The organism is Edaphobacter acidisoli (genome assembly GCF_014642855.1).
Classification (GTDB): domain Bacteria; phylum Acidobacteriota; class Terriglobia; order Terriglobales; family Acidobacteriaceae; genus Edaphobacter; species Edaphobacter acidisoli.
Window position 1 is genome coordinate 2,258,997 of record NZ_BMJB01000001.1, and the last position, 25,800, is coordinate 2,284,796.

General features: G+C 54.5%; 14 protein-coding genes. 4 read left to right on the forward strand and 10 right to left on the reverse strand.

Annotation, left to right across the window (positions count from 1 at the left end; translation table 11 throughout):
* Positions 1–49: 49 nt before the first annotated feature.
* Positions 50–3,490: a TonB-dependent receptor gene (locus IEX36_RS09105; protein WP_308422290.1), complete on the reverse strand. Its 3,441-nt coding sequence runs from the start codon at positions 3,488–3,490 to the stop codon at positions 50–52.
* 581 nt (positions 3,491–4,071) lie between these two features.
* Positions 4,072–4,863 (reverse strand): DeoR/GlpR family DNA-binding transcription regulator, encoded by a 792-nt coding sequence (locus IEX36_RS09110; RefSeq protein ID WP_188759026.1) that lies wholly within the window; start codon positions 4,861–4,863, stop codon positions 4,072–4,074.
* Between the two features lie 167 nt (positions 4,864–5,030).
* Between IEX36_RS09110 and IEX36_RS09115 the strand changes: the two genes are divergently transcribed.
* Positions 5,031–6,812, forward strand: a complete 1,782-nt coding sequence (locus IEX36_RS09115) for a class I mannose-6-phosphate isomerase (RefSeq protein WP_188759027.1) — start codon at positions 5,031–5,033, stop codon at positions 6,810–6,812.
* Between the two features lie 18 nt (positions 6,813–6,830).
* Positions 6,831–7,844, forward strand: a complete 1,014-nt coding sequence (locus tag IEX36_RS09120) for an ROK family protein (RefSeq protein WP_188759028.1) — start codon at positions 6,831–6,833, stop codon at positions 7,842–7,844.
* 143 nt (positions 7,845–7,987) lie between these two features.
* Here IEX36_RS09120 and IEX36_RS09125 read toward each other — a convergent pair whose 3' ends face one another.
* The 4 genes from IEX36_RS09125 to IEX36_RS09140 form a co-directional block, all read right to left on the reverse strand.
* A complete protein-coding gene (locus tag IEX36_RS09125; protein ID WP_188759029.1) occupies positions 7,988–9,673 on the reverse strand; it encodes a carboxylesterase/lipase family protein in 1,686 nt (561 codons plus the stop codon).
* A gap of 389 nt (positions 9,674–10,062) precedes the next feature.
* On the reverse strand, positions 10,063–12,525 hold the full coding sequence (locus IEX36_RS09130) for a GH92 family glycosyl hydrolase (protein WP_188759030.1): 2,463 nt from the start codon (positions 12,523–12,525) through the stop codon (positions 10,063–10,065).
* Positions 12,526–12,642: 117 nt separating this feature from the next.
* Positions 12,643–13,839: a tetratricopeptide repeat protein gene (locus IEX36_RS09135; protein WP_188759031.1), complete on the reverse strand. Its 1,197-nt coding sequence runs from the start codon at positions 13,837–13,839 to the stop codon at positions 12,643–12,645.
* A gap of 144 nt (positions 13,840–13,983) precedes the next feature.
* Positions 13,984–17,478 carry a TonB-dependent receptor gene (locus tag IEX36_RS09140; protein WP_188759032.1) on the reverse strand — a complete coding sequence of 1,165 codons (3,495 nt, stop codon included), beginning with the start codon at positions 17,476–17,478 and terminating at the stop codon, positions 13,984–13,986.
* Positions 17,479–17,812: 334 nt separating this feature from the next.
* Between IEX36_RS09140 and IEX36_RS09145 the strand changes: the two genes are divergently transcribed.
* A complete protein-coding gene (locus tag IEX36_RS09145) occupies positions 17,813–19,333 on the forward strand; it encodes a hypothetical protein (protein ID WP_188759033.1) in 1,521 nt (506 codons plus the stop codon).
* Positions 19,334–19,458: 125 nt separating this feature from the next.
* A complete protein-coding gene (locus IEX36_RS09150; protein WP_188759034.1) occupies positions 19,459–19,830 on the forward strand; it encodes a hypothetical protein in 372 nt (123 codons plus the stop codon).
* A 34-nt stretch (positions 19,831–19,864) separates the two neighbouring features.
* Here the strand turns inward: IEX36_RS09150 and IEX36_RS09155 are convergent, their stop codons facing one another.
* The 4 genes from IEX36_RS09155 to IEX36_RS09170 form a co-directional block, all read right to left on the reverse strand.
* A complete protein-coding gene (locus IEX36_RS09155) occupies positions 19,865–20,263 on the reverse strand; it encodes a helix-turn-helix domain-containing protein (protein ID WP_308422291.1) in 399 nt (132 codons plus the stop codon).
* Between the two features lie 17 nt (positions 20,264–20,280).
* Positions 20,281–21,006, reverse strand: coding sequence for an SGNH/GDSL hydrolase family protein (locus tag IEX36_RS09160; RefSeq protein ID WP_188759036.1), 726 nt, complete (start codon positions 21,004–21,006; stop codon positions 20,281–20,283).
* Between the two features lie 51 nt (positions 21,007–21,057).
* The gene (locus tag IEX36_RS09165; protein WP_229668829.1) at positions 21,058–23,496 is read right to left on the reverse strand and encodes a glycoside hydrolase family 95 protein; all 2,439 of its coding nucleotides are present in this window, start codon (positions 23,494–23,496) and stop codon (positions 21,058–21,060) included.
* A 71-nt stretch (positions 23,497–23,567) separates the two neighbouring features.
* Positions 23,568–25,547, reverse strand: coding sequence for an alpha-galactosidase (locus IEX36_RS09170; protein ID WP_188759037.1), 1,980 nt, complete (start codon positions 25,545–25,547; stop codon positions 23,568–23,570).
* Positions 25,548–25,800 lie beyond the last annotated feature (253 nt).

Consider the following 25,800-nt stretch of genomic DNA (forward strand, 5'->3'; position numbering starts at 1 on the left):
GACAGGCAACCACCCAAGCGATTGCCTGCCCAAATCGCGTTGGTCCGTTTCAGAAGCTCAGGTGTAGACCCAACTGAATCTGCCGCGGGGGCAGGACATTTGAGGTAATCCGGCCTGCGCCGGGGTCCGTGATCGTTGTGTCTGGAGCACCATAGTTCTGGATATTGAAGACGTTGAAGGCCTCCGCCCTGAAGTTCAGTGCAAACTCATCCTTGAACGGAAAGTTTTTGAACAAGGAAGCGTCTGCGGTTGCAACATGAGACGTTCGAAGCGAGTTCCTGGGAAAGTTTCCGTAAGAGTTGACCGGAACAGCGAACGAAGCTGGGTTGTACCATTCCAGCGCCGTTTGGTGCGCCGGCTTGGGACTTGCAATTTCATTCGGACGCGCATAGTTCCACCACGAGAATGATGTTCCGATGTTAGCGACGTCGCCTACGACACTGAGGTTGTAAGGTTGGCCGGAGCGAATCTGCGCGACTGTGTTCAATTGCCAGTTTCCTAGAATGTAGCTCGCCGGCCCATGAGTCAACATTTTCTTGCCGCGTCCGAACGGAAGCTCATATTGTCCAGCAATGGAAAGGAACTGCGGCACATCATAAGACGAGACACTACGGCTTTCCCTGACATCGTAATAGTTCTGAAGAGCGGAGCTGCCGCCCGGTCCGTTTTCTACATCGAAGAGACCGCTACCACCCTCGTCAATCGATTTAGAGAATGTGTACGATACCAGGTACTCGAGACCATTGGAATACCGCTTATCCAGTTTTACCTGAAGGCCGTTATAGTCCGCCGAACCACGATCTGTGCTCATGAAGGGAGTAGCAGTGACCCATGGAAATGGCTTACGAGCGTTGACCTGATCGGGCGTTCCGGGGCCGGCGGTCTGAGCGGTATTGAAAATACCTGTTACACTCAGCCGGTCGGAGTGGCTTCCCACATAACCGACCGAGAGGGACAGATTAGAAGCCACTTCATATTCGAATGCCAGGTTATATTGTTGTGAGCGGGGATCACGGATTTTAGGATCCATAAACCACGTAACAGTGCTCCACGGATCGGAGCCGGGTAAGGCTATGCCTACGGTGGAAAATGTATTTTGAACCGGCGTCGGAGAAGATCCGAGTTGATTGATCGCCACAGAGGCCGTTACAGAACCAGTCGCAGGCCATGAACCCGCGAACCCCTTCCAGTCTTGTTCAAAGCCCATGAGCGGGTCATAAACAATACCGTATCCGCCGCGAAGCACCATCTTGTCGTTCACTTGATAGGCCAAACCGATGCGAGGTCCCCAGTCCTGCCATCGGGGAGCCGGTCCCCATGCGCGGCCATAGGGCGATAACATGATCTTGTTGCCATTTGCAATGGAGCTAAGGCTTCCGTTTCCAGGGATGCAGGGAGCTGCGTTCGTTTGCGAGCAGGCAGGCGGCAAAGCGTCCAGGCCGATCCACCACAAGCCATCAGTCGTAAGTCCGCTAACCACCGTCGAACTTGACGGAGAAAATTCCCTGCGATGATCAAAACGGAGACCATAAGTCATAGTGAGACGCTTTGTGATGGCCCAAACATCCTGGAAATAGAACGAATACGTCGATACACGATTGCTGTTGCTTACCGTGGTGGTATTGTTGATCTGCGACGGAAGCCCCAGCAAAGCAGATGCGAGTGAGTTTCCTGTCGTTCCCACCTGGTTTGGATCGCCTGTCTGGTCATTGGCGAATGTATAGCCGCCATATGCCGGACTATTGGAGTCATTGCCCTGCTTGACGTACTGCATACCATACTTCATTGTGTGATTGCCAACCACCCAGGTAAGACTTGGAGACCAGTTCTGCACTGGGCTGTTGATCGTATTTGCGGCCTGCAGGCCGCCACTTCCGTACGGTGAACCAAGAGAAAACTCAGTTCCACCTACGCTGTTGAATCCAAGTCCTTGCATCGGGCCAATGCCCGCGCTGTCCTGCACGTAACGGGCAAACGGTCGCCTCGTGAGTCCGTATCGGACATCGGCCAACAATTTTGGAGTCAGCACTCCTGTCCATCCCACGCCGATATTCAGTGCAGGCACGGACGCTCCGCTGCTCTGGCTGATGGAAGTCGGTGAAAGGCTCGTCACATTGAGGCGATCATACCGAAAGAAAATGGAGTTCCTGCTTCCCAATTGCTCATCCGCCCGCGCCATGTAGTGATTCGAGAAATTCGAGCTGGAGCGAGTCACAATCGCGTTATAGACGGGATCGCCGGTTAGATTCGGCCGCGCATAGTAGGCCTTGAGAAAACCCGCGCTAACAGAATTAAGTCTGCTTGAAGGGATGATGTTTCCCGGAAACTGCGAGCGCGCATAGCCAGTGCTGGAGCTACCGGAGGTTGTAGCCGGATCGTAGATATTTTGCGCCAAAGTTGAATGCGAAAAGTCGCCGGAAAGCTCAGCATCCGTTGGCACGATATATTTGGATTCGGCAGCCTGCACATAGCGCCATCCTTCATATCCGAAGAAGAAGAACGTACGATTATGCCCGTCATATATCTTTGGCAGAAATACCGGACCTCCGACAGTGACACCAAACTGATTCTGGCGAAATGGCGAAGGACCTGCGCTGTATTCGTCAGCAAATGAATCGCGAGCGTCGAAGATATTGTTCCTTACAAATTCCCATGCAGCGCCATGAAGCGAATTCGTTCCGCTTTTTGTAACCACGTTGATCACGCCGCCCAGTACGCTTCCATACTCAGCCTTGTCATCATGGGACTGCACTTTGAACTCCTGCATCGCATCCACGATCGGAGGAATAACGTACACGCTACCGGTCATCTCCGTGTTGACAACGCCATCGAGCAGATACAAATTGGAGCGGTTGGTTTGTCCCTGAATGGACGGCTGCGCCACGCTCGCCGTAGGCACGCTCAGAACCGCCAAATCATTCACGCCCACACCCGCGCTTTGCGACGTGCTGATGGGAGTCGCGCCTGGCGTCAGCGTAAGCAGTTGCGTGAAATTCCGGCCATTGAGTGGCAATTCGTGGATCGCCTTCTGGTCAATCACAGTTCCCAACTCGGAACTCGTCTTTTGCATCAGCTCGCCCGTTTCGGAATTGACCGTAATCGTTTCGGCAGTCGCACCTACGGACAGCGAAACGTCGTGAAGCACGTTAGCTTGAACTGTAAGCGTAAGGCCGTTGATGTTGGCATCTCCAAAACCGGCCTTCTTGACGGAAAGGTCATACTGGCCAGGCTTGACCGACGGAAATGTATATAACCCTTCGCGATTCGACTTCGTTGCACTGGCAATGTGCGTTGCGGTTTCCGTGAGGATGACCTCCGCATCTGGAATCACCGCTCCTGTCGAGTCCGTTATATGACCTGAAAGCGATGCATTAGCTGTTTGCGCGCATAGAAAATGTGGTCCTAAACCGATCACAACTACGCAAAATGTGACCCATGTTGCCAAAAGTCTCCAAATGGCTCTTTTGCGAACAATCATTCCGATGTACATCTTCCTTAGCCTCCCGCGTAGATCGTGAGCGCTTAAAAGGCGCTCGCATACGAAACAAGATAAATGTATCTAATTAATGATTTATTTGCAATGTAAAGACGATTATTAATTTTTAATATGCCATATTCGGTCTTTATGGGATTTGCTCGCATCCCCTGAGGCAGGGGCTTCTAAATTGAGACCATCGAATCTAACCACCTTATTTTGCGCTAGATCGCAACACCCAAAATCTGGAACGCCGCTCCCGGCGGTAGCCTTAAGGAGCCCTAAATGCTTGCGCCTTTTCCCTCGCGTCCTCCATCCTTTCCAGAGGCACCGTCTCAGAGGGAATGCTCTCGAAAGAAAATCAGCTTCCGGACGCTCGCACACCAAACATTGCAATTGGCTTCTATTTCGTTGGCTGCAACATGTGCTACATCAGAGATCACGATGAGGGTTGCTATGAACGTCACAATCTCATCAAAAACCAGAATGATCCCATCCACCTGATGTCATGCCTACACAATGCCACGGATAAAACAGGAAAAAGGGCAACCTCAAATCCAATTGCAAGCGAGTTGCGTTCCTGATTTAAGCACTCATTACACCCGATGAACTTTGATTCCCATCGCTACAAAGGGTGCGATTGCCTCATCTTTAACAGCGACGTCCGTAATGATTTCGTGTATATCCCGGGTCGGGCAAAGCAGCCACTTAGACACATTTCCAATCTTGCTTGAATCCGCAACCACAACCAGGCGTTTTGAGTGGCTGGCAAGCAGCTTTAGAACCTCTGCTTCCTGGGGATGTATGCAGGTCAGCCCCTGACCTACGTCGATGCCATCGACCCCGAGAAACATGATGTCCGCAAACAGCAGTGAAGCCGATGTTGTCGCGAGAGGCCCTACAAGCGTGAACCAATTGCCGCGTAGATGCCCACCCGTGACATAGACATCAATGTCCTTACGGGAACTCAACTCCATAGCAACATTCACAGTATTCGTTATGATCGTAATACCGCTTACCGTATTGAGGCATCGGATGATTTCCGTGGTTGTTGTCCCACCCGTTAGGGCCACAGTTGCTCCTGGAGAAATCATTTCGGATGCTCTTCGGGCAATGCGGCGTTTCTCTTCTGCAAAACTGCCGATCTTGTCCTGAAAAGAGGAGTCTTTCTTGAACGGCTCATAGAACAGAGGGCCGATCGGCATCGCTCCGCCGCGGGTACGTTTCAGGAGAGCTCGCTGTTCGAGCTCATCCAAATCACGACGTATCGTAACAACGGATGCCCCGAGTTCGGAGCACAAGTCTTCGATCGTTACCTCTCCTGCTTCCTGCAGGCGGCTAAGAATTTGCTCACGTCTTTGTATTTGCTTGTCTTTGCCTCGAGCCATACCTCTATCACCATACAATGCTCATCGCAGGCGGGATCGGACTGCGGATCGGCCCCAAACCCATAATGCTCATAAAGTGCCAGATAAGATAGAAATTAAAGACCTAAATAGGCTAATTCGGTCACAATATAGTACCTTTAGAGATGCCAGGGAGGACTGAAGACGAGATGTACGATAAAACCCCCTATCTTCAGGTTACGCATCAAGATTGTGATTGCATCAAGGGATGGCCAGCCATTGCTGCGCAGATCCGATCCGCACTTCCTACAGGATCAGGGTTGGTTTGCGTCGAATGCTATCCCGGCGTCCTTATCGAGCAGGTCAGCTCATGTCTTCGCAAAGAGCTCGGACCGCATCGCCAGTTGCGCGCGGAAGATTGGTATTTTTCTCCAGAGCAAATCAATGATTTGATTGAGCCCTACCTGTCCAACGATCCTGTCTTTGGCAGAATGAACTCACTCGAAATATGGGATTTCATTGATCCGCAAAAAATCGAATCGGCAAGAACAGAGCTTGCCTCGTCGGCGGAAGGCATCACGATCGTCATAGGAACCGGAGCATCACTGCTAAGCCCAGTCTTTGACGTCTGCATCTATGCCGACATGGCGCGCTGGGAAATTCAGCAACGTCAGCGTAGGAATGAAATCGGCAATTTAGGGGCTATGAACTTTGAGGAACGTCCTCCCCTCAAGTACAAGCGCAGTTTCTTCATCGATTGGCGAGCGGCAGATCGTTTGAAAATTCGGTTTTTGCCAAAGGCCGATTTTTTGCTCGATACAAACGTTCCTGCTGTACCCAAAATGATCACAAGGGAGAACTTTGAGAAAGGGCTTACCGCCGCTGTGCGCCAGCCGTTCCGTGTTGTCCCCTTCTTTGATCCGGGCCCATGGGGCGGACATTGGATGGAAGAAGTCTTCGACTTGCCCCGTGATCAAACCAACTATGCTTGGTGCTTTGACTGCGTACCGGAAGAGAATAGCCTCCTTCTTCGATTTGGGAGAAACACAATAGAAATCCCCGCGCTTGATCTTGTGCTCTTCCGTCCAGAGGAATTGCTCGGGAAAGAAGTCGTTTCGCGTTTCGGGGCTGAATTTCCAATCCGCTTTGATCTTCTGGACACCTTTGAAGGTGGCAATCTTTCCCTGCAGGTGCATCCCGGAAAGGAATATATCCAGCGAGAATTCGGGATGAACTACACCCAGGATGAGAGCTACTACATTCTCGACTCCAAGCAGAACGGAGGGGTCTATCTGGGGCTCAAAACGGACATCAACCGTGAAAACATGATCCACGATTTGAGAGACGCTCAGGAAAACGATAGCTTCAAATTTGAAGCCACACGCTATGTGAATCAATTCCCAGCCCGTAAACACGATCACTTCCTGATCCCGGCCGGAACGGTCCACTGTTCTGGTAAAGACACTGTCGTCCTTGAGATCAGTGCAACCCCGTATATCTTCACCTTCAAGCTATGGGACTGGGGCCGCGTTGGGCTAGACGGTCAACCACGGCCCATTCATCTCGATCACGGCATTGAAAATATCTGCTGGGATCGCACCACGAAGTGGGTTGAACAGTCACTAATGAATCGTTGCCAAACCGTCGCCGAAACAGATGACTGGCGCGAAGAACTGACAGGTCTCCATCCGGCACAATTCATCGAGACACGGCGGCATTGGTTTACAAGTACTGTCCCTCACGACACCAACGGCAATCTCAATGTTCTCAATCTCGTCCAGGGTTCGGAAGCGGTCGTCGAAAGCCCCACAGAAGAATTTTCGCCGTTCGTAGTCCACTATGCCGAAACCTTTATCGTTCCCGCAGCGGTAGGACGATACACCATTCGACCCGCAGTTCCCGGTACCCTCTGCGCTACCATCAAGGCTTTCGTCCGTCCGGTGTCGGCATCTGATCGAGAAAAATTCTCTCAAACACCAGCAAACATCTAGCCAAACTTAGAACGAGGCATGCGAACATTGCTCCACAACACTTCTCGCTCCGATCCCTCCAATCAAGCCGCAGAAAAAGACCGTGGCGTCGTTCTAGCCTTCGACATGGGAGGCAGCCATGTAGCCGCCATGGCAAGACAGATTGGTAACGTCTTCACTGGAAACCGAGTGAGTTTGCCCTTGGACGAAACGGGTTCGGAAGACTATCTGTTTGATCGTATCGAGGAAGTCAGTCGCATGGCATTCGCAGCGGTTTCACCACGTGCAGTCCTGAAAGGAATTGCATTTGCAGTACCGGGTCCTTTTGACTATGCCAATGGGATTTCATTGCTGCAACACAAGCTCTCCTCTTGGTACGGTGTCAATGTACGGAAGCAACTTGCGCTACGGTTCGGCATCGATGAAATGAACATCCTCTTTCTCAACGATACTGATGCCTTCCTCCTTGGCGAGCTTGAACAAGCATCTGCATCAAGGGCAATAGGGATCACCTTGGGAACCGGAATAGGAGCGGCATTCGCGATCAATGACCGAACCGTTCCCGCGATGAAGGTCCTTCCCAACAATTGCGATCTCTATGCCCTTCCCTGGAAGGGCGGGATCGTGGAGGATTTTGTCTCCACCCGCGGAATCATGAAACTCCATCTGGATCGGGGAGGTCGATATTGTTCGGTCAAGGAGATTGCGGCACAGTTCAGCGTCGACTCCATTGCCACTGACACGATGCTCGCTTTCGGGCACGAGCTCGGCTCGGTGATCGCCAGCTATCTTTTACCCTTTGCGCCCGACATAATCATCTTGGGCGGCTCCATTGCGCGAAGCCCAGAGACGTTCATGCCAGCGGCCATCTCAGAGCTACATGGGCACACGAATCTTTTGAGAATTTCGACGCACTTTGAAAAAGCTGCTCTGCTCGGCTCTCTCGCAGATTGGCTTCGCCAAGCAAAATCCGCCAGTCTAGGCATTAGCCAAATGCATGCCAGGAGGAGTTCCAGAAAATCGCATATCGACAATGAACCCTGGAATGACTGACCGGGCTCGAACAAGGAGGACGATTCAGGAGGTTAGGAAGCTATTCATGCTGCTTTCAGTCATGGGTAAAAAATCGATCCGTTGACAGAGTAAGTGGCCAGCACGTACTCCTCTTTGACGCTCTCCCTGATCCAATCGCCGAATTACGAAGGCTGCAACCGCATGATGATCTCGAGCCCCCTTTCCTCCGGATTGTTGCGAACTGCACAGAGTGCGTCGAAGTACATGACCGCTCTGGACTCCTGGGTATAGCGCGGCCAATGAGGAAGCCCGCTGTGGTTCGGATTTCCGGTGCGCGCAAAGCTAACCCACGCGGTACTCATTTGCTTCGCCAGGGTAAAGGCCTCCGGATCGCCTGCACTGTAGTGGTCACAAAGTTCTGCATTGTCTAAAACAAACGAGATCACAGAGGCGTGGAAGGAGCCTGGGCGATTGTCCAGCACCGGTGTGCGCCAGGAATAGATGTAAGAGTAGGCTGGCGCACCGCGCAGTGCGGCCTTCCTCGCCGCCTGCGTGAATGCGGGGATGCGCCATTGTGCAGCAGCAATGGTCGCGTAGATGCCGAATGGGGTTGCATTAGGATAATCGTCTTTATACGCTGCGATGATAGCATCGGCGTCGCTCCCGTACATCTCATGAACTCGCCAGTTCATCTCTTCGACGGTCATAGTATTTGCGTGTGGATGGTCGACCCCGCTTACGCTCTCGTTGAGATTGGTGCCCGTGATCAGTGGAACGTCGGCAGAGATCGCAGGCGCACCTGGGTCGAAGGGGTGAATAGGAAGACAGCGGCCGTCGACAGTCGGGCCCCAGTCGCTCTCGCCATAGGAATCGCGATACGCAGGTCGTGGCGGTGGCGTCTTGCGAATGGCCTCCGCGGCGGCTCCCGACAGACGGTCAACCGGAAGCTCTTGCAACTTCTTCACTTCAGACTTTTGCAATCCGAGTTCTGCGAGCAGTGTTTCGGCCACCCGGTGTGAGTAATCTGGCGATAATGCCCTGACAAATGGTCCGCTCTGGATAATTGCGCGATGGAAAAGGCCCTTCGCCGCCGGCATGGCCAGCAGGGCCGCAACCTTCCCGCCACCACCCGACTGGCCAAAGATCGTGACGTTGTTCGGATCGCCGCCAAACATCGAAATATGTGTGCGCACCCACTCGAGCACAGCCACTATGTCCAGCATTCCCACATTGGCCGACGAAGCGAATTCACTCCCGCCGAGGCCATGCAAATTCAGATACCCGTATACATTCAAACGATGATTGTGGTTCACGACTACAACGTCGTGATTCCGGGCCAGACTCTCGCCTTCGTACGAAAGGAGGTCGTGGCCACAACCGCCAGAGAACCCGCCCCCGTGCATGTAGACCATCACTGGACGTTTACCCAATCCATTGATCTCTGGCGTCCAAACGTTGACGCGCAGGCAGTCTTCTCCAGGTACGCAGATGGCGCACCCTCGATGCAGCAGAAACGCATCTTCGTCCGCGCCTGCCAGGTTTTTCCCGTCAGTATTAAAGTGTGCAGAATCTTCCTGTGGGCAGATGCGCCCGTACGCCAATGCATTGCGAGTGCCCGCCCAGGGCTCCGGTTTCATCGGTGGCATAAAGCGGTTTGCGCCGGAGGTGGACGCGCCATAGGGCACGCCTTTGAAGGTGAAAACGCCACTTCTTTCGAATCCCCGAACCTTCCCCGCGGTGGTCTCGACTACTGTCACGTGGTCTGAGGCAACGACCTTCCGCCGCACACAGGGGACCTGCGATTCGCGGTGCCCTACCTGCTGAGCGGCTTCCGGAGCCGCCGAGGCGTTGGGTAATCCGATTGTCATGCCCACAATTCCGGCACAGGATGCCGCAATCCCTCTCAATACTTTTCTTCGTTCTCTCGAAATTGGCGTCGAAAGGACTTCAGTCGACTGCTCTTCAACCCTATTCATTGCTCACTCTCCCTTGGATCGTGTTGTTCGAGCGGTCAGTGGGCAAAACCAACCGATCGTTTATCCCGTTTGAGGCGCTGGTTATAACCGTGCCTCCGACTGAGCGGAGCACAGGCTTGAGGCGCGCTTTTTGCGCGAAGCCATTCGTACTTTTAGCCAGGCGCTCAAATACCGAATAGGCGATGGGTCCTTTGTCGGCAAGTTCGATGGCCGGATCAATCCTGTCTCCTGAATAACCGGCGAGTCCTGTGTTGGCTTCGTGTTCGAATCACAATCAAGATTCACAATTCTGCGCCTGCATTCGGGGGACGATTCACTTTCTCGGTTGCCCAGGTTAAGTTGGGCTCGGGCCCCAGGACCAGTTCTAAGCGGCCGCCCGCAGCAATTTCGTTGTGTCGAAGCCATGCGCGCGACAACGGCTTTCCATTTAGAAGTGCAGATTGGATATACGGATGGTCTGGGGCCTGCTTCTCAGCCACAATCTCAAAGACACTCCTCTTATAGTGTTGATCATCCAGATGGATTGCGGTTCGACTAAATAGTGGACTTCCGAGAATATAGACTCCGCTACCGGGACAGACGGGATAAAAGCCCAATGCACCGAGCACAAACCATGCCGACATCTGCCCGACGTCATCATTCCCACAGATACCATTGACATCGTTGTGATAGGCACCTGTGAGTATGCGCCGCACCCACTTCTGCGTGAGCCACGGCTTGCCTGCATAAACGAATAAATAAGGGATATGGTGGACCGGCTCATTCGAATGGTTGTAATAGGCGTTCCACCCAAACGTGGGTGGCGTCTTTTCAAACATGTCCTCGAGCTGACGTGAAAACTCTTCGTCGCCGCCCATCAATTCGATCAGCCCCGGCACATCATGCGGTACGAACCACATTTGCTGAAGCGGGTTGCTTTCTGTGCAACCTTGACCAAATTCCGTCTCGCCGAGCCAGGGAACCCATTCGCCATTTGCACTTCTCGCTCGCATGCTTTTGACATGGGGATCGAAAATCTTTTTGTAGTTTTGTGAGCGCGCAGAGAAGACCTGAGCGTCATCTGTCTTTCCCAATAAAGCTGCAAAACGTCCGACGCACCAGTCAAAGTAAGCGTTGTCCAGAGTCCAGGAGATCTGTTCGGGAACAAATCCGTGTTGCAGATAAAATTCGTTCTGAGGCCGGTTCGTCTCGTCGCCTGTACCTGTCGCTGTCTGCCGGCACGCCGCATAGGCTTTCTCGAGATCGAATCCCCTGATACCCTTTACAAACGCGTCGAGAATCACTGAGGTCGCCGGATCTCCATCCATGCATCCGCTGTATGAGTTCATGATCTCCCAGCGTTCGAGATAACCCTTGCCACTCACCTCGGCTAACGTTACGAGAGAATTGATTTCGTCGGAGACTAGCCGCGTGTTCAAGAGCGTCATGAGAGGGAATTCTCCGCGAAACACGTCCCAGCCACTGAAGATGGTCCTTGGCGAATAGTCTTCGGCGATGTGAACTCTTCCGTCTGCCCTAGTGTACTGACCATCGACGTCAGAAATTACGCGCGGATCAATCATCGCGTGATAAAGGGCAGTGAAGAAGATCTTCTTTTGATCTTCCGAAGCACCCTCGATCTCGATACAGTTGAGCGCCTGGTCCCAAAGCGCCCTTCCCTGTCGGCGCACATCCTCAAAGTCCCAATCGGGAATATCGTGTGCGAGATTCTTTCGGGCTCCCTCAACGTTGACAAAACTAATTGCCGATTTGATCGACAGCTTGCGGCCCGCATTAAGTGAGGGAAATTCCGCAAAAAAGCCGATGTGGTTGCCCTCCCACTCCCGGCCATGGGCGATCACTTGTCCGCTTTGGACAAGTTCCTGATATTCGTCAGTCTGAAAGTAAGAGGTCGCAAGACCGTGCTGAACTGGAAATGCGTCGTCCGGCACATCAATCTGCCAAATACCAAATCGTTCGAGCGGCATGGAGAACTCCATGCGGAAATAAGCGGTGTAGCTGACTTTGCCATCGCCATTTCCCCACCCGCCCCCGGAACATGGACACCGCATCCAGCCTTCTATTGCGTTGTCACCAGCGATCCGGACATATTGGCGGGTAGACGTTCCTCCGATGCGGCGCGATAAATTCACCTGAATACGTGCTGAATCTGTTTCTGGGTAACTGATCCGCAGCATTCCCGCTCGCGGAGCGGCTGCGAGTTCAACTCCAATGCCGTAATCATCGAGTGTCACCGCATAAAAGTTTGCTTCGGCGCTCTCGCTTGCGTGGCGATATGCTGACCTCCAACCTTCCCCCGGATGATCCACTCGTCCGCGATCGAGCTTCATCGGCCCGGTTGTGGGCATTACCTGGAGATTTCCGAAATCTCCGTACCAACCGACCCCACTCATATGAGTGAAGCTGAAACCTTCGATCGTTCGTTGTTCATATGAATAGCCGGGCGCACTATCACCCTCGTAGGCGTATCCGGGACCTTTCACCCCGCCTGTAATCGTGTCCGGACTCAGTTGCACCATTCCAAAGGGAGTTGTTGGGCCAGGAAATGTCTTGCCCTCACCCAGCAAGGTGCTCGTGCTTGCTCCGATCAGCGGATTAATAAACGTGGATGGGGGCGTATTCCTTGTGAGCGTCGTTCCCTTGAGACGTTTCTTTAAGAACAGGGACAAGATTCCCAATAATGAGCTCTTAGCAAATGTTCGACGAGACACCGATGGACCCTTTACTGCGCGGTAGTTGTTCATTCTTTCGCAATTCTCCATTCCCGAAAATATGTCAGTGAACGCCGCGATCATGCATCCCGGCTAGGTGGGCGAGCAAAGTTGAGCACAAGAATCCTCTTCCGGCCGGGCGGTCTTCGCTCATTCGGTCTTATTCTTTACGCGAATCGTTTCGAGGGCTTTCGCGGCGTCCCGATCTTCGGGGTCAAGCACGAGTGCTTTGTGTAGTTCCTTAGTACCCTGTTCAATCAGGCCGTCCCTGCAGAGCGTCAGACCTAGATCACGGTGCAGCGCGCTCTCGATCTCGCAATCTCCGCAGGTTTCAAGCGCATCATTATAAAGGCGGATTGACTCTCGCCAGTCCTGCACCGTAAATGCGCGGAAAGCTTCATTGGCAAGCGCCTTGGCCTGATCGACGACAGAGTTCTGCGCCTTGAGCCGGTCAAACTGGGCGCGCAGCCTCTTTGATTCTTCAGGATCAGTGCTGTGAAGAGCGCGCGAAAGCTTATAGATGGCTTGCGCTGAATTGGGATCGATTGCCAGGGCGGTGCGATACTCGGCTGCAGCTTCGGCAGTCCGATTCTGAAACACGAGGTAATCCGCAAGCATGATATGCGCCTTGACGTTGCCGGGCTGCAGCTTCACCACCTTCCGCAGCAATTCGGCTTCTTTCGCCAAGTTTCCCTGCGCCCGCTCGGCCAAGGACCAGTAGAAGAAGCAGTCTGGATTGTGGGGAGCGAAGCGGGCCGCAAGAGCGAATTCGTCGTCTGCCTCCCGGTCCCGCTCCATGTCGCTCAGTATCCGTGCCCGATTCAAGTGTGCGATCGCAAGAGTTGGAGCGATAGAAATCGCGGTTGCCGTTTCTGCCAGGGCGTCGTTCAGGTCGCCAGAATCAGCGAGAGCAATCCCGAGATCGACATGCGCCTCAGCGCGCTGTGGGGTCAACTGAATTACGCGCTTCAGAAGATCGACAGCACTGGTGTATTCGCCCAGCCTACCTTTGACTTTGGCATCCAGAGTTAGGATCACCGAATCAGAAGGAGCCTGCTTCTCAGCGCGATCCAGCACCAATTCAGCTTCGGCGAGCCGTCCTGCCTCAAGCAACTTCTGGGCTTGGCCGAGAAGTTCGCTCGGAGTCGGACCCTCCTGTGGAACGATTGCGCAGATTGAGCTCATGCTAAGGGTCAGGCAGGCAACCGACAGCGCAAGAACATGAAAGCGGCTATTTCTGCTAGCTCGCCGTTTTGCTCGAATAATGATGGGAGCGCCCTCGCCCCACCATGTGCTGTTACCGTTTTCTCGACTTGAGAATTGCATTGATTGACCGAACTGCTCCAACTCGGAAATACAAGCCGCCAACGCTCGTACAGCTCAAAACTGGAACATCCTTACGGCGGTCCCTGAACCGACTGCTGGACTGATTTACTCCGGACAAATCCACGCCAGTCGAACCGGTCTGGATTTGCCCGGAGGTTGACAGCCTTAGAAGATAAACTTCACTGCAATCTGAAGCTGCCGGTTTAAGGATGTGTTGCCGTATGCAGTGCCGCTAATCGTGCCGAAAGCCGGCCCGTCGGTGATGGTGCCGTCGGGCAGCCCAAGGTTCACGTGGTTGGCCAAATTGAAGGCCTCGGCTCGAAACTCGAATTGCCGCCCTTCACCCACCGGAAACTGGCGGAAGACCGACGAATCCCAGTCCCAATAGCTTGGGCCCCTGAGGGAATTGCGCCCCGCATTGCCGTAGGTTCCAAACGCCGGCACGGCATACGCGCCCGTATTGAACCACTTCGCTGCACTCCTGTGCGAAAGCGCTGGATTTCCCACCACATTCAAATGTTCATATGCAACGAAACCAAGCGCTCCCGTATTCGCAACATCATTGCCATCAAGAGGGGTAAAGGCTGTACCGGAATGGGCCTGGAAGATATTATTAATCTGCCAGTTCCCCAGGATGTAATCGACGACGCCGTTTCCAGTGGAAAACCTCTTGCCCTTTCCAATGGGGATCTCATACACAGTGTTCACAGCCAGGATGTTCGTTAAATCAAGTCCCGATACGGAACGATCGAAGCGCCCCGGATTATAGGGATCTTGCGGAACGCCGCCTTCAACGCCGAAGTATCCGTCGCCTCCGACATTGATGGACTTTGACCAGGTGTAGGAAACCGAGTAGGAGAGACCGTTGGTGAACCTCCTCTCCAACGAAGCCTGCAGCGCGTTGTAATTGCCGCGGCCCGTGCTGCGATCGTAAAACGTCGGTGCAATGTAGGGAAACAGCTGACGCGGCTGAATCGGGCCAGTCCCGGGGGTCAGGGCGCCACCATAGATGCCGCCAACATCGAGTCGGTGCGTGCTCGATCCGACATAATTCACAGTCGCTGTCGTCGACGAGCTAATCAGTCGCTGCACGCCAAAGTTCCACTGTTCCGAATAAGGATTCTTCATTCTCGGATCGTATTCAAATCCTTGCTGAGTAAATGGCGTAGGCGCTGGAACGAAGGTGCCGCTGCCGCTGCTTGCGAGCGGATTCTGAGACGTAACCGTCGGTGTCGGTGAGGCATCAGTCGGCACGTTTAAGCCAGTGGGCTCCTGTTGACCGATGTCGGGCCACAGTCCGTCGATATTTTGCGCTAATTGCAATACCCCCGCCCAATTGTCGTAGACGATGCCGGCAGCTCCATGAATGACCGTGCGGTCCGCGAGCTTATAGGCAAAGCCGAGGTGGGGGCCAACATTCGTGTAGGTGTTGTGCATGATCTTATCGTTTGGAGACACGACGACGTTTGCCGGGAGGGTCCCGTTTCCGGGAATGCACGGCGCGAAGCCGCGCACACTGCAGGCAGGAGGAAGCTTCTGAATGATATAGGTGCCGGTGTTGAAATCTATGTCGCCGGTCTCCGGCCCGCCATTCACGCCAATTTGCTTCGTGGTTCCCACAGGTGGGAAAAACGTGAGGTCGTAGCGAAGCCCGGCATTGATCGTCAAGCTGTTTGTGACCCTCCAAGAATCTTGCAGAAATTCACTCATGACACCGCCAGGACGCGTTTCCGTAACAACGTTGCGCCGGTCTGCGGCTTCTGGGACGTTGAGGAGAAAGGAGGCCAACGGGTTACCGCCCTGCGCCGAATTTTCAGGGTTTCCGGTTTGCTCCGCCGCGTATGTGATGTTATCGGTCGTGATCGGACTGTAAAACTTATTGGTGATGAACCCTCCGCCAATGCTGATCGTGTGGTTTCCAAATGTCTTCGTCAACACACCGGCGTATTGGTTGGCATTGGGAACATCGGGGTGTAGCGCGTAGTTTTCGCCTGGGGAAGCGTATGTGGAGGAGCCACCAACCCCGCCCCCGGCGATATCTAGCCCGGGAAGGAAGTTTCTTCCTGGTGCCGCCGCGAAGTCGCCGACAAATGATGGCGAGAACCCAATCTGACTGATGAGAGCTTGCGTACTCTTCGTGAATTCCAATATTGCATTATCCCCGACCTCAGTACGGCCAAATTCAAGCTGGAGAACGAGACTCGGACTAAAGACATGCACATAGCTGCCGCCGTAGTTTCTGTTGGGAACGATAACGGAATTGATAAGTCCCGGAACGCCGCCAGATTCGCTTAATACACTCGTGTCACGGCTATAGCGAAACCAAACAGTGTCATTGTTGCCAAGCTTTTGGTCAATCCGGGCCGTCCATTGGTTGATGGTCTGCGTCGTAGGGGTTGAATCCGTCGCATTATGTCCGGCTGCGTCGAGCACAGGCCCGGCCGCAGGGTAGACAAATTTGGCCCAGGCCACCATGTTGGGGTCCGGAGTAATCTGGTTCCCGGCATAGGGCTGACGGGTGAACTCACCAGGGTGGAGTGGATCCGGTGCGGTTGTGAATGGGTTGAAGATCTGCGTAGGCCAGTCGCTCTCATCCCCCGCGAGCTGCGCAGCAGTGGGAACTCTTATAAAGTTAGCTTCGGTCTGCGAAAAACGGAATCCCTGATATGCGCCGAAGAAAAATGTCTTATTCCTGCCGTTGTATAGTTTCGGGAGCCGGACCGGACCTCCGACGACTCCGCCAAATTCGTTTTGGGTAAAAGAGGGTGCGCTGGCAGTCCCAGTAAAAGCTTGATGGGCATCCATGCCCGCATCGCGGAAATACTCGAATGCCGAACCGTGAAGATCGTTGGTACCGGATTTTGTGACTACATTGACGACGCCGCCTAGCACCGACCCATATTCCGCACTGTCGGCGTGAGACACGACCTTGAATTCCTGTATCTCATCGATGATGGGCGGAACGGCATACACGCTGTGGAAGGCTCCAAAGTTGCTCAGGCCATCCGTGAAGAAGTAATCGCTTCGGTTGCCCTGCCCATTGACAGACGGAATCGTGGAATTCTGATTGGATGGCTCCGGTGTTGCATAACTACCCTGTCCTGGACCGCCCTGCCCATTGTTCACCGGAGATACTCCAGGAGTGAAGGCAAGAAGCTGAGTAAAGTCACGGCCGTTCAGGGGAAGATCGTTCACTTGTTTCGTCCCGACCACCGTGCCGAGATTGGCACTCGTCGCCTCCAGTTGTGGTGCTGTGCCTTGAACAGTCACTACGGTGTTTTGGGAGCCAACAGTCAGAACAAAATCGATCGTCGCGGCCTGCCCGACTACAAGTGCGAACTCAGGAATTTTCTGCACCGCAAAGCCTGGAGCCGTCGCCGCAAGTGTGAATCTACTATCGGGCGTTATATTCAGGAAGACATAGGCGCCTACGCTATTGGCAGTGGTTGTGTTCTCGACACCCGTAGCCATATTTCTCAATACAACTTTGGCATTGGGAACCACAGCACCGCTGGGATCTCGGACAGCACCGCTCAGCGAAGCCGTCGATAGCTGTGCAAACCCTGTGCGGGCGAACAACAACAGGATGCCGCCCAGAAGGCATGTTTGCCACAGGGCAGCTACCCTGCAGGTCTTCCACCATTCAACTGACAACTTCATACTACGCATGGCGCTCCGAGAAGCTCTGTACATCGTTTTGCCCTCCGAAAAGACTTTTGATCTTGTTTGCGCGAAATACGCTCTCGTCGGCGTCTACGCGACTGCCAAATCAGCCAGTTCCCGAAAGCGATTCGTTGAGCTTCTGCGGATTACACTTGAACCGCCCCACAGCCGTAAGGTGAATTACGGTGCTCCAGCGTGGAACTTACGCATGCTGCACATACAAATAGGTTTAGGTGCAGGGGCGGACGCTGGCTACCCCCGGCGAGAGGGGGGTACTGTACCTCCAAAAGAACCTGGACATGCACACTCGCGGGTGTGTATAAAGCGGAATGTGAGTACGATGGTCCCGCACGATGGCCACGAAACGCGAAAGGCTGAGATCGAAAGGGCGCTCGGGAAGGTTTTGGCCGGACATTCCTTTCGTTCCAGCGCTCAGTGTCAGGCCTTGCTCCGGTACATTGTCGAGCACTCTATCGCCAACGAAAATGAGTTGCTTCGGGAACGAATGATCGGAATCAAAGTATTCGGGCGTCCGTCCGATTACGATTCCGGCAACGATCCAGTCGTCAGGGCACGGGCAGCAGAGATCCGCAAGCGCCTCGCTCAACATTACTTGCACGACGAAGGAGCGGGTGACGAAATACGGATCGAAGTTCCTCCGGGCTCCTACCGGGCGACTTTTGCGGCACGCGTTCCAAGTCGATCGCCGGGCTTAGATCGTGGGACCGGGTTGAGCGAAGAACCGGCTGCAGACCCAGCAAATCAAGCAGGTATATTACAAGAGTCCTTCGATGACCATATAGACAACAGAGCAGCCACCAGTTCTCCGACTTTGGATGTGGGGCATACAGGTGTAAACGAGCCACAACAGGGTCGTGGTTTGAGACCGGTATGGGTCATGATCGGTCTCGTGATAGGAGCAGTTGGGTTCTTCGCTGGTCACCTTTCAACGGCTCATATATCTACCCATCAGGATCTCCAGGAGCCGCAAAAGAGGTTACTTACCTCTGCCGATCCTGTCGCATCATTCTGGGCACCATTCCTCAAAGAGGATTCCACCCCCATCATCGCTTATGCCGATACCATGTTCTTGATCGACGGCTCTGGGGACCTCTTTCGATTTCGGCATGGGGCCGCCGATAATCGAGGCGTCCTCGTTGACTCACACCTGGCGCGTCAGTTTGCTTCGAATCCATCTCTTGTGGCGAGAGCGGGCTCTCTCTTCTACGACAACGGATACACAGGAACGGGCGACCTAAGGGCCATGGCCATGTTGATTAGTCAATTTGCGCAGATGGGCGCTACGCCAATCGTAAAATCCAGCTATGACATCAGTACTGACGATTTAGAGCGGCACAACGTCATCTTGCTTGGGTCCTCCTCGGAGAATCCTGCGGTTGCGCAAATCATTCCCACAGGAGATTTTCTGTTTGAAAGCGTGGCATCGACGCACGATCCGTGGTCCGATCAGATCGTGAACAGTCGGCCGCGATCGGGAGAACAATCAAAGTATGCCACTGTGCACGATCCAGTGACTCACGGCATCGAAGAGGACTACGCTCTCGTCACTTTTCAGTCTGGTGTGACTCCTGAACACCAAATAGCAATCTTGGGTGGTATCGACACCACAGGCACCGAAGGTGCAGCCCTTCTCGTCACTTCAACGGCGGGTGTGGAAGAACTGTCGAAAGCGCTGACTCAGGTGAACACGGTGCCCCAAACAGGAAAAGGCAAGGCGTTTCAAGCTCTTGTCCGAGTGGACGTGAAAAAGGGCTACCAAGTACTCGACTCTCATCTCGTTACAATACATGCCTTTGGCACAACGAAACCTGCCGTGCCAACTGCACCCTAGCCCCTGCGACCTGGAGATGCAACGCCCAATTTGATTGCGTTCTGTTCATACGCTGCTGTGCAGAGCGTCTGCCTCTCGCCAAGCCGAACGAGCGAGCGAGGCTCTTCTCTTGGGGCCTCTTCTGCGTGACGGAGTTCGACGGCATTGCGCCGTTCGAGGAAGGTGGTAGTGTTCCGGTGTCCCCTGTGGGTAAGGATAAGAAAACGAGCGTGCAGGATAGCTATGGTACACAGCGCGACGAACCCGAAGAGCAGAGCGACTGTGGTGAAATCGAACCTGCGGGTGAGGACATTGCGGTGAGGAGGGCTGCCGCACTGACCGCAAGGACGACGATGACCTTCCATCGGCTTGGCGTTGGGCTGAGACGCCGGTTGTCGCTCTGTACGGCGGACTTCATTGGAGACATTGTGCCACTTGTGGAGGATGATGCACAGGTGAATCTTCGGGTTGAGCTTTGCTCTCCCCATACGTTTGAGGTAAAGTCCTCGCGTAACTAGCCCGCAGGTGATATTCGACGTGTCAGTCTATGCTCTATCGCTTCTTCGCAGGAATAGAGACAAGTGTTTGACGTCTGTTCCTTACAATGAGCTTGGCGGGTTTGCGCGGAGCGCGCCTTTTGAGGCCACCAGATTTAATGAAGGCTTCATTTTCTCTGTAATCGGTGAGAGCAGGTTGTGAGACATGCAAAGCCTTTGCAAGAAGAGCAAAAGTGAGTTCTCCTACCCAGCTCTTACCGCGCTCAATATTGTTGATTTGTCCCTCTGACAACCCGACTTCTTCGGCGAGGTCAAATTGGCTCATCCCTCGATCGAGGCGAAGCATTCGGACACGAACGCCGAAATGAGGCTGGGCATACTCCTCCGCAACACCGCAGATCCGGTGCCTATTTCGATAGGTCCCTGGGAACACTGTCCTATTTTGCGCGACCACTTATATCATGGCGCAGACTATGGATGTAATGTCTCGCGGATGGTCTTTGCCGCCTGATCGCCCATGAGTGCTGCACCCGCGGGGCCAAAGTGGACCGTATCCTGATAGGTATCCAGGTGCTTCTCCATCAACTCATGCTGGTCGTCCACCTTAATTTTCGCGGCACGGATCTGCGCGAGTGCAATTCGATTGCGTGCATCGATGCGCTCGTTGGTTGCACCGTTGAAGGTGTGCGCTTGCACCGGCGTGATGGTCGCCCAGATGAGTGAGTTGTGGTCAGGTGCCAGGGCCTCCACGCTATGCAGCAGATCAGGGAAGGCGGCACGATACTGTGCCTCAGTAAAGTCCCATCCGTGCATGCCATTGTTGAAGTGAATGACACGGAAGCGGACGTGCTCCATCGCCGCGAACTCCGCAATCTGATGGGGAAGTCTCGGGTCTCCTACTGAAGTGGATGAGGCCATGAGATAAACATTCGCCACATCATTCAGGTCTTTTGCCACCTCAGGAAAATAGTTGCGCGTGAGGGAATCCCCGAGCAATAGCACGTTAGGAAGGCTGGCATTGGGATGCGAGGGACGCACCTCCCACGTCCATTCGATCTCTTCAGGGATGGACGTCTGCTTCTGCGCCTGAGCAACGACGGCCGAACAGGCGAACCATGCGATAAGCACTCCGGCAAAGCACAGAGCGGTGTTGTAGCGGTTGTAAAACGAAGAAGAGTGGTGTGGGTATAAGTTCAAGTCATCCTCCGGCTTTCTGGTATCGATGGGATTAGCAGTCAAGTGACCGGTCTAAGGCGTCTTCCTATGAATCACAGGACCAGTTGCCGCGGCTGCGCTTTCGTTGAAGCTATCTGGGCGCAGACGAATCTGTTGTCCTGCATTCAATCGAATATGCGTCATGCGGTCCCGATAACGAACGGGAGAAGAACCGGTTTGTCTCGCGGTGATAGTGGCCCAGTCCAGCCTGCCATTGCGCCACTCCATATCGACAACATAGCCGCCGCGCGCGCAGATGCCGCGGATGGAGCCGTTCGCCCATGCTGCCGGCAGGGCAGGAAGAAGTTCAATCTCGCCTCCCTGAGACTGCAACAGCATTTCAGCGATCCCCGCGCTCCCGGCAGTATTTCCATCGATGGCAAAGATATTTGAATCGGCTCCAGCTACTCCTGCGCTGGAGTAAGTCAGCAAATTATCATCAGCCGCTTTCGCAATGAGGCTTACGAGATAACGGTGTGCCTCATCACCTTTGAGCAGCCGCGCATAGTAGACCACCAGGTTCGCGCGTCCCCACTCGCTTTGTTCCCAGTGCGGAGCATCCATGCGACGCTGGATCGTCACCTCGGCCGCACGGGCCAGGGCGGGCGTGGTACGCGGTGAGATCTGGTCTTCGGGAAAGAGCGCCGTAAGATGCGAGGTGTGCCGATGGTTCGGTTCGGCATCCTCGAAATCTTCCAGCCACTCCTGCAACTGTCCGTGGCGGCCAATCTGAAATGGGGGCAACTTCGCTCGCGCCGCTTCTACCCGCGAACGAAGGTCCTCGTCGATCGAGAGCGTAGTACATGCCTCCGCGATCATGCTGAAGAGGGCATACACAAACACGCGGTCGATCGTGTTCCCCATGGACTCCGCGATGTGATGTCCCGACGGCGCAATGTACCAGTTCTCAGGAGAATCGGATGGCCCGGTCACAAGCCACCCATGCCTGGGTTCCACCACCATGTAATGCAGGAAGAACTCGGCTGCTTCACGAAGCACCGGATATGCGCGGGTACGGAGAAATATAGTGTCCCGTGTAAATTCGTAGTGTTGCCACATTTGAACGGCGGTCCAGAGGCCAGCAGTAACCACGATGCCCCAGCCGACGTCGCCCGGCGCCGTATAGCCCCATGGGTTGGTGACCGTATGAGCAACCCATCCGGGCGAGCCGTACATCTCCTTCGCAGTAGACCTGCCAGCAGAAGCGAGCTGTTCAATCAGTCCGAACAAAGGCGTCTGACACTCAGAAAGATTGCACACCTCAGTCGGCCAGTAGTTCTGCTCGGTGTTAATGTCCAGGTGAAAGTCATCGGTCCAGCCCATGCTGCTGGCGAGTCCATCGTTCCATATACCCTGCAATGCCAGCGGAAGAATCGAATCAGCGCGCGAGCCCGCGATGGTGAGATAGCGGCCGTATTGAAAGAAGAGCGCAGTCAACTCCGGGTCATCGACCCCATTCTCGACGGCCTTGCGCCGTGCGTCTGTAGGTTGTAGACGCGCGCTTGACGAGCTTTGGCCAAGGTCGATCGACATGCGCCGATACAGCGGTTGATAGTCGCTGATATGCGCCTGGCGAAGTTGCTCAAACGTCTTGCTCGATGCTTCCTGCAAAGCGCGCCTGCACATCTGTTCCGGAACACCGCCGTGATAGCTCGTGCCGATGGCCAGCAGGATAGTTGCCGCATCCGCACCCGTAACGGAGATGCGCTGACCCTCCGCGAAGATTCTTCCGCCCTGAGCGCGCACCTGAGCGCGAATCTGAATGGCTACGCCGTCGTGACCGCTGCTGTGCTGATGCTCGAAGCAGTTACCGTTCAGCACCAGCGTTTCCTGACCTTCTGAGTGAAACGTGTTGGGAATCACGCCTGTGCCGAAGCTCATGCTGAAGCCGATCGCACCTCGATGGCTTGCCGTGAATCGCATGGCAAGCACGCCATCTGCATGAGTTGCGAAGACCTCGCGGGTGAAGATAACGCCGCCGCTGCGAAAGCGAACTCTGGCGATAGCATCGTCCAGGTTGAGCGAACGCCGATACTCCGCAGGCCCATCGAGGTTCTGAAATGCGAACTGTAGCTCCGGCAGTGGTAAGTTCGTGCCGAAGTTCTTCATGCTGCCGGGAAGATACTTACTGCACAGCGCCTGTGCCTCGTCGTATTTACCGGAAAAGAAGAGCTCGCGTATCTCATGCAGGTGCGAAAGCGCGCCTGGGTTGACGCACCCCGTTGTGGGCGCGCCAGACCACGCCGTGGACTCCGACAGCGCAATGCGCTCCGTCTCGATCCCGCCAAAGACCATGCCTCCGAGCCGACCGTTGCCGACGGGCAGTGCCCCCAGCCAGCGTGTGGCTGGCCGGTGATACCAAAGCATGTCGGTCAGTCGTGTCGGGTCCTGTGCCGTGAGGTCCGTGGGCATATGCGACAACGCAGCCAGCGCCAGGCCACTCTGCAGGAAGCTGCGTCGGTCGGTAATCAATGAATTGTCCTCCCGTCTGTGGTTCTTGAAACTAGCTGAGACCTAACGATGAAGCGGGCAGCGAAGCATCCTCACGATGGACGCGTCCGCACTTCAATCAACCTGGACTCTGCCGGTTGTAGAACGACGTTGATAACTCCGTGCTCTACGCTGAGCCTGGCGTTGCCAGACAAATCCTTCACGGTTGGCGACGTATCCTTCAACTCAGCAGCGATTCGTGCCAGTGGAATGTGCACGGTCTGCGATTGCTTATCGTCATAGTTGAATACAGCCACATACCATCCATGAGCCGAGGGCCGCACGAATACATTCGTCGCCTTGTCGCCGGTATCGCCCTCCAGCGGCCGGAAGATTTTCCCCTCAGAGGCAACGGCAAAGAGAGCTGGATTGTTATACACAGCTTTCGCAAACGCCTGCCCTTCCTGATCGTCAGCCAGCCGTGAACTGTCCAGAATCATCCCACCGCTGATCACTGCGGAGAGCAGTCTGCTCTTGCCTTCCGTTACGGAACGTGCGCCCTGATCCGCCTTCGTTCCGAGCACAACATGATCGGGGTCGGCGATGTACAGGCTCTTATCGGTCCACCATCCGTAAGTAAGTGAGTTCAGCATGTATTCCGTCGACTGCTCCTCCCCGTTGATGTGCCCCTTGGTGTCGCAGGAGAGGCGGCGAGCATTTCCGTATCCCGACGGAAATAGTGGTGCAATCGAAAGGCTCAGAAACATGCGTCCGGCATTCTGGTCCACAATCTCCTTCATGCCCATGTTGTACGCTTCAATGCCCGTTTGCACCGTTGGATCGTAGTGCGCTCCCTCCAGTGCTCCGTGCGAAAGAAAATCAATCTTCAGGTATCTGAATCCCAGTTGCTTGAAGTGCTGTATGTAATACGCTGTGCGCTCCTTCGTGCCAGGATGCGTGGGATCAATCGGACGGCCGCCATCCACCTTCGGCAGAAAAGAACCATCCGGGGCCTTGAGCAGAATGTCACGATAGCGATACTTCATGTTGGTTCCTTCAACATACGCATCGAGATCGTCGGACCAATAGGCGAAGGGAGTCCAGTAGATACCGGGCTCGAAATGTATTCCATTCGCCCCACGCATGGCCTTGATGTCAGCAACTGCATCCTGTAATTGCACCGCGTCGAGCGCCGACCAGAAGGCGTCGAGGTTGATATATACGACACCATTGCGTCCAAAGCCCTGCGGCACGAGATTGTCCCGGACAAATGCCGCAGATCCAAGATAGCGATGCGCATTGATGTGGTCCCCATAAGCAGCCCAGCTGTTCCAGCCCATAGGCGCTCCCGCCGGCCATACAAGCGGAGGATGTATCGCTGCATTGGCACGGGCATAGGCCTCCAGGCCGTCACGCCAATCCGAAAACGAGCCGATGAAGATGCGTGGCGAAGCAACCCACTGACCATGAACGATCCCATGTGGCACAGTGTCGTGCGTGTCGGTACGCACACCTGTAGGCGACGAGATGCCGCCGTACACATCGAGATCCTTCAACCGTCCGTTTGCGGCATGGAAGTCGATCGCAGTCTTCCAGACATCATGCGTGATCGATCCGAGCACCAGCGCCTGGCGGCTTTCGTTATCGAAGATCGTCGTGACCTCGTCGCTCGAATATGTCTGCCCTTGCTTCATCGCAGCAACATCCATGCTGTTAAAGCGAAACCACATATCGTTATCGAAAGGTACGTGGAGCACGCGCAATCGTGCCCCGCTGCCGAGTTGCACTGCATCCGGATTTTTCGTCGCCACGGCATCGAAGTGCCGCGTGCCGACGCCTGCGGCTTCGCCATCGAGCTCGGCCTGTATCGTGAGCCACGGTTTGCCGTCATACAGCGTGATGTGCTGAATCAGGTCGGGCATCCCTGCCATGCTGCTCCGGACGACATAGTCGTGCTCGCTGCGGTCCCTGGCAGTCGTTTGTTCGAGAACATGCAAACTGTATCCCGTAGAGGACAACATGCGGCCATCGGCCAATTGTGCTCCACTGAAGACACCGAGCAGCTTGTGGCCATCATGCCAAAGCAGATCCATGGTCCCTGTGTGAAGACCATACTCCACGCGGACCGTGCTGTTGCCGAAGGTAAGTGTGTCAAGTTGGCGATGCGGTTGAGCGTAAGCAGTCGATGTTGCCCCAGACAGAGATAAACCAGCAACTACAAGACAACACGCGAGCGTTCGATTCAAGGAAATCCCCCGAGCATAGGATAAGGCCGTTGGGAGCATCGCGGGCCAACAGAAGTATCCTATGGCCCGCGGTGTGAAATCGACGAGCTGGCTGGTTGGC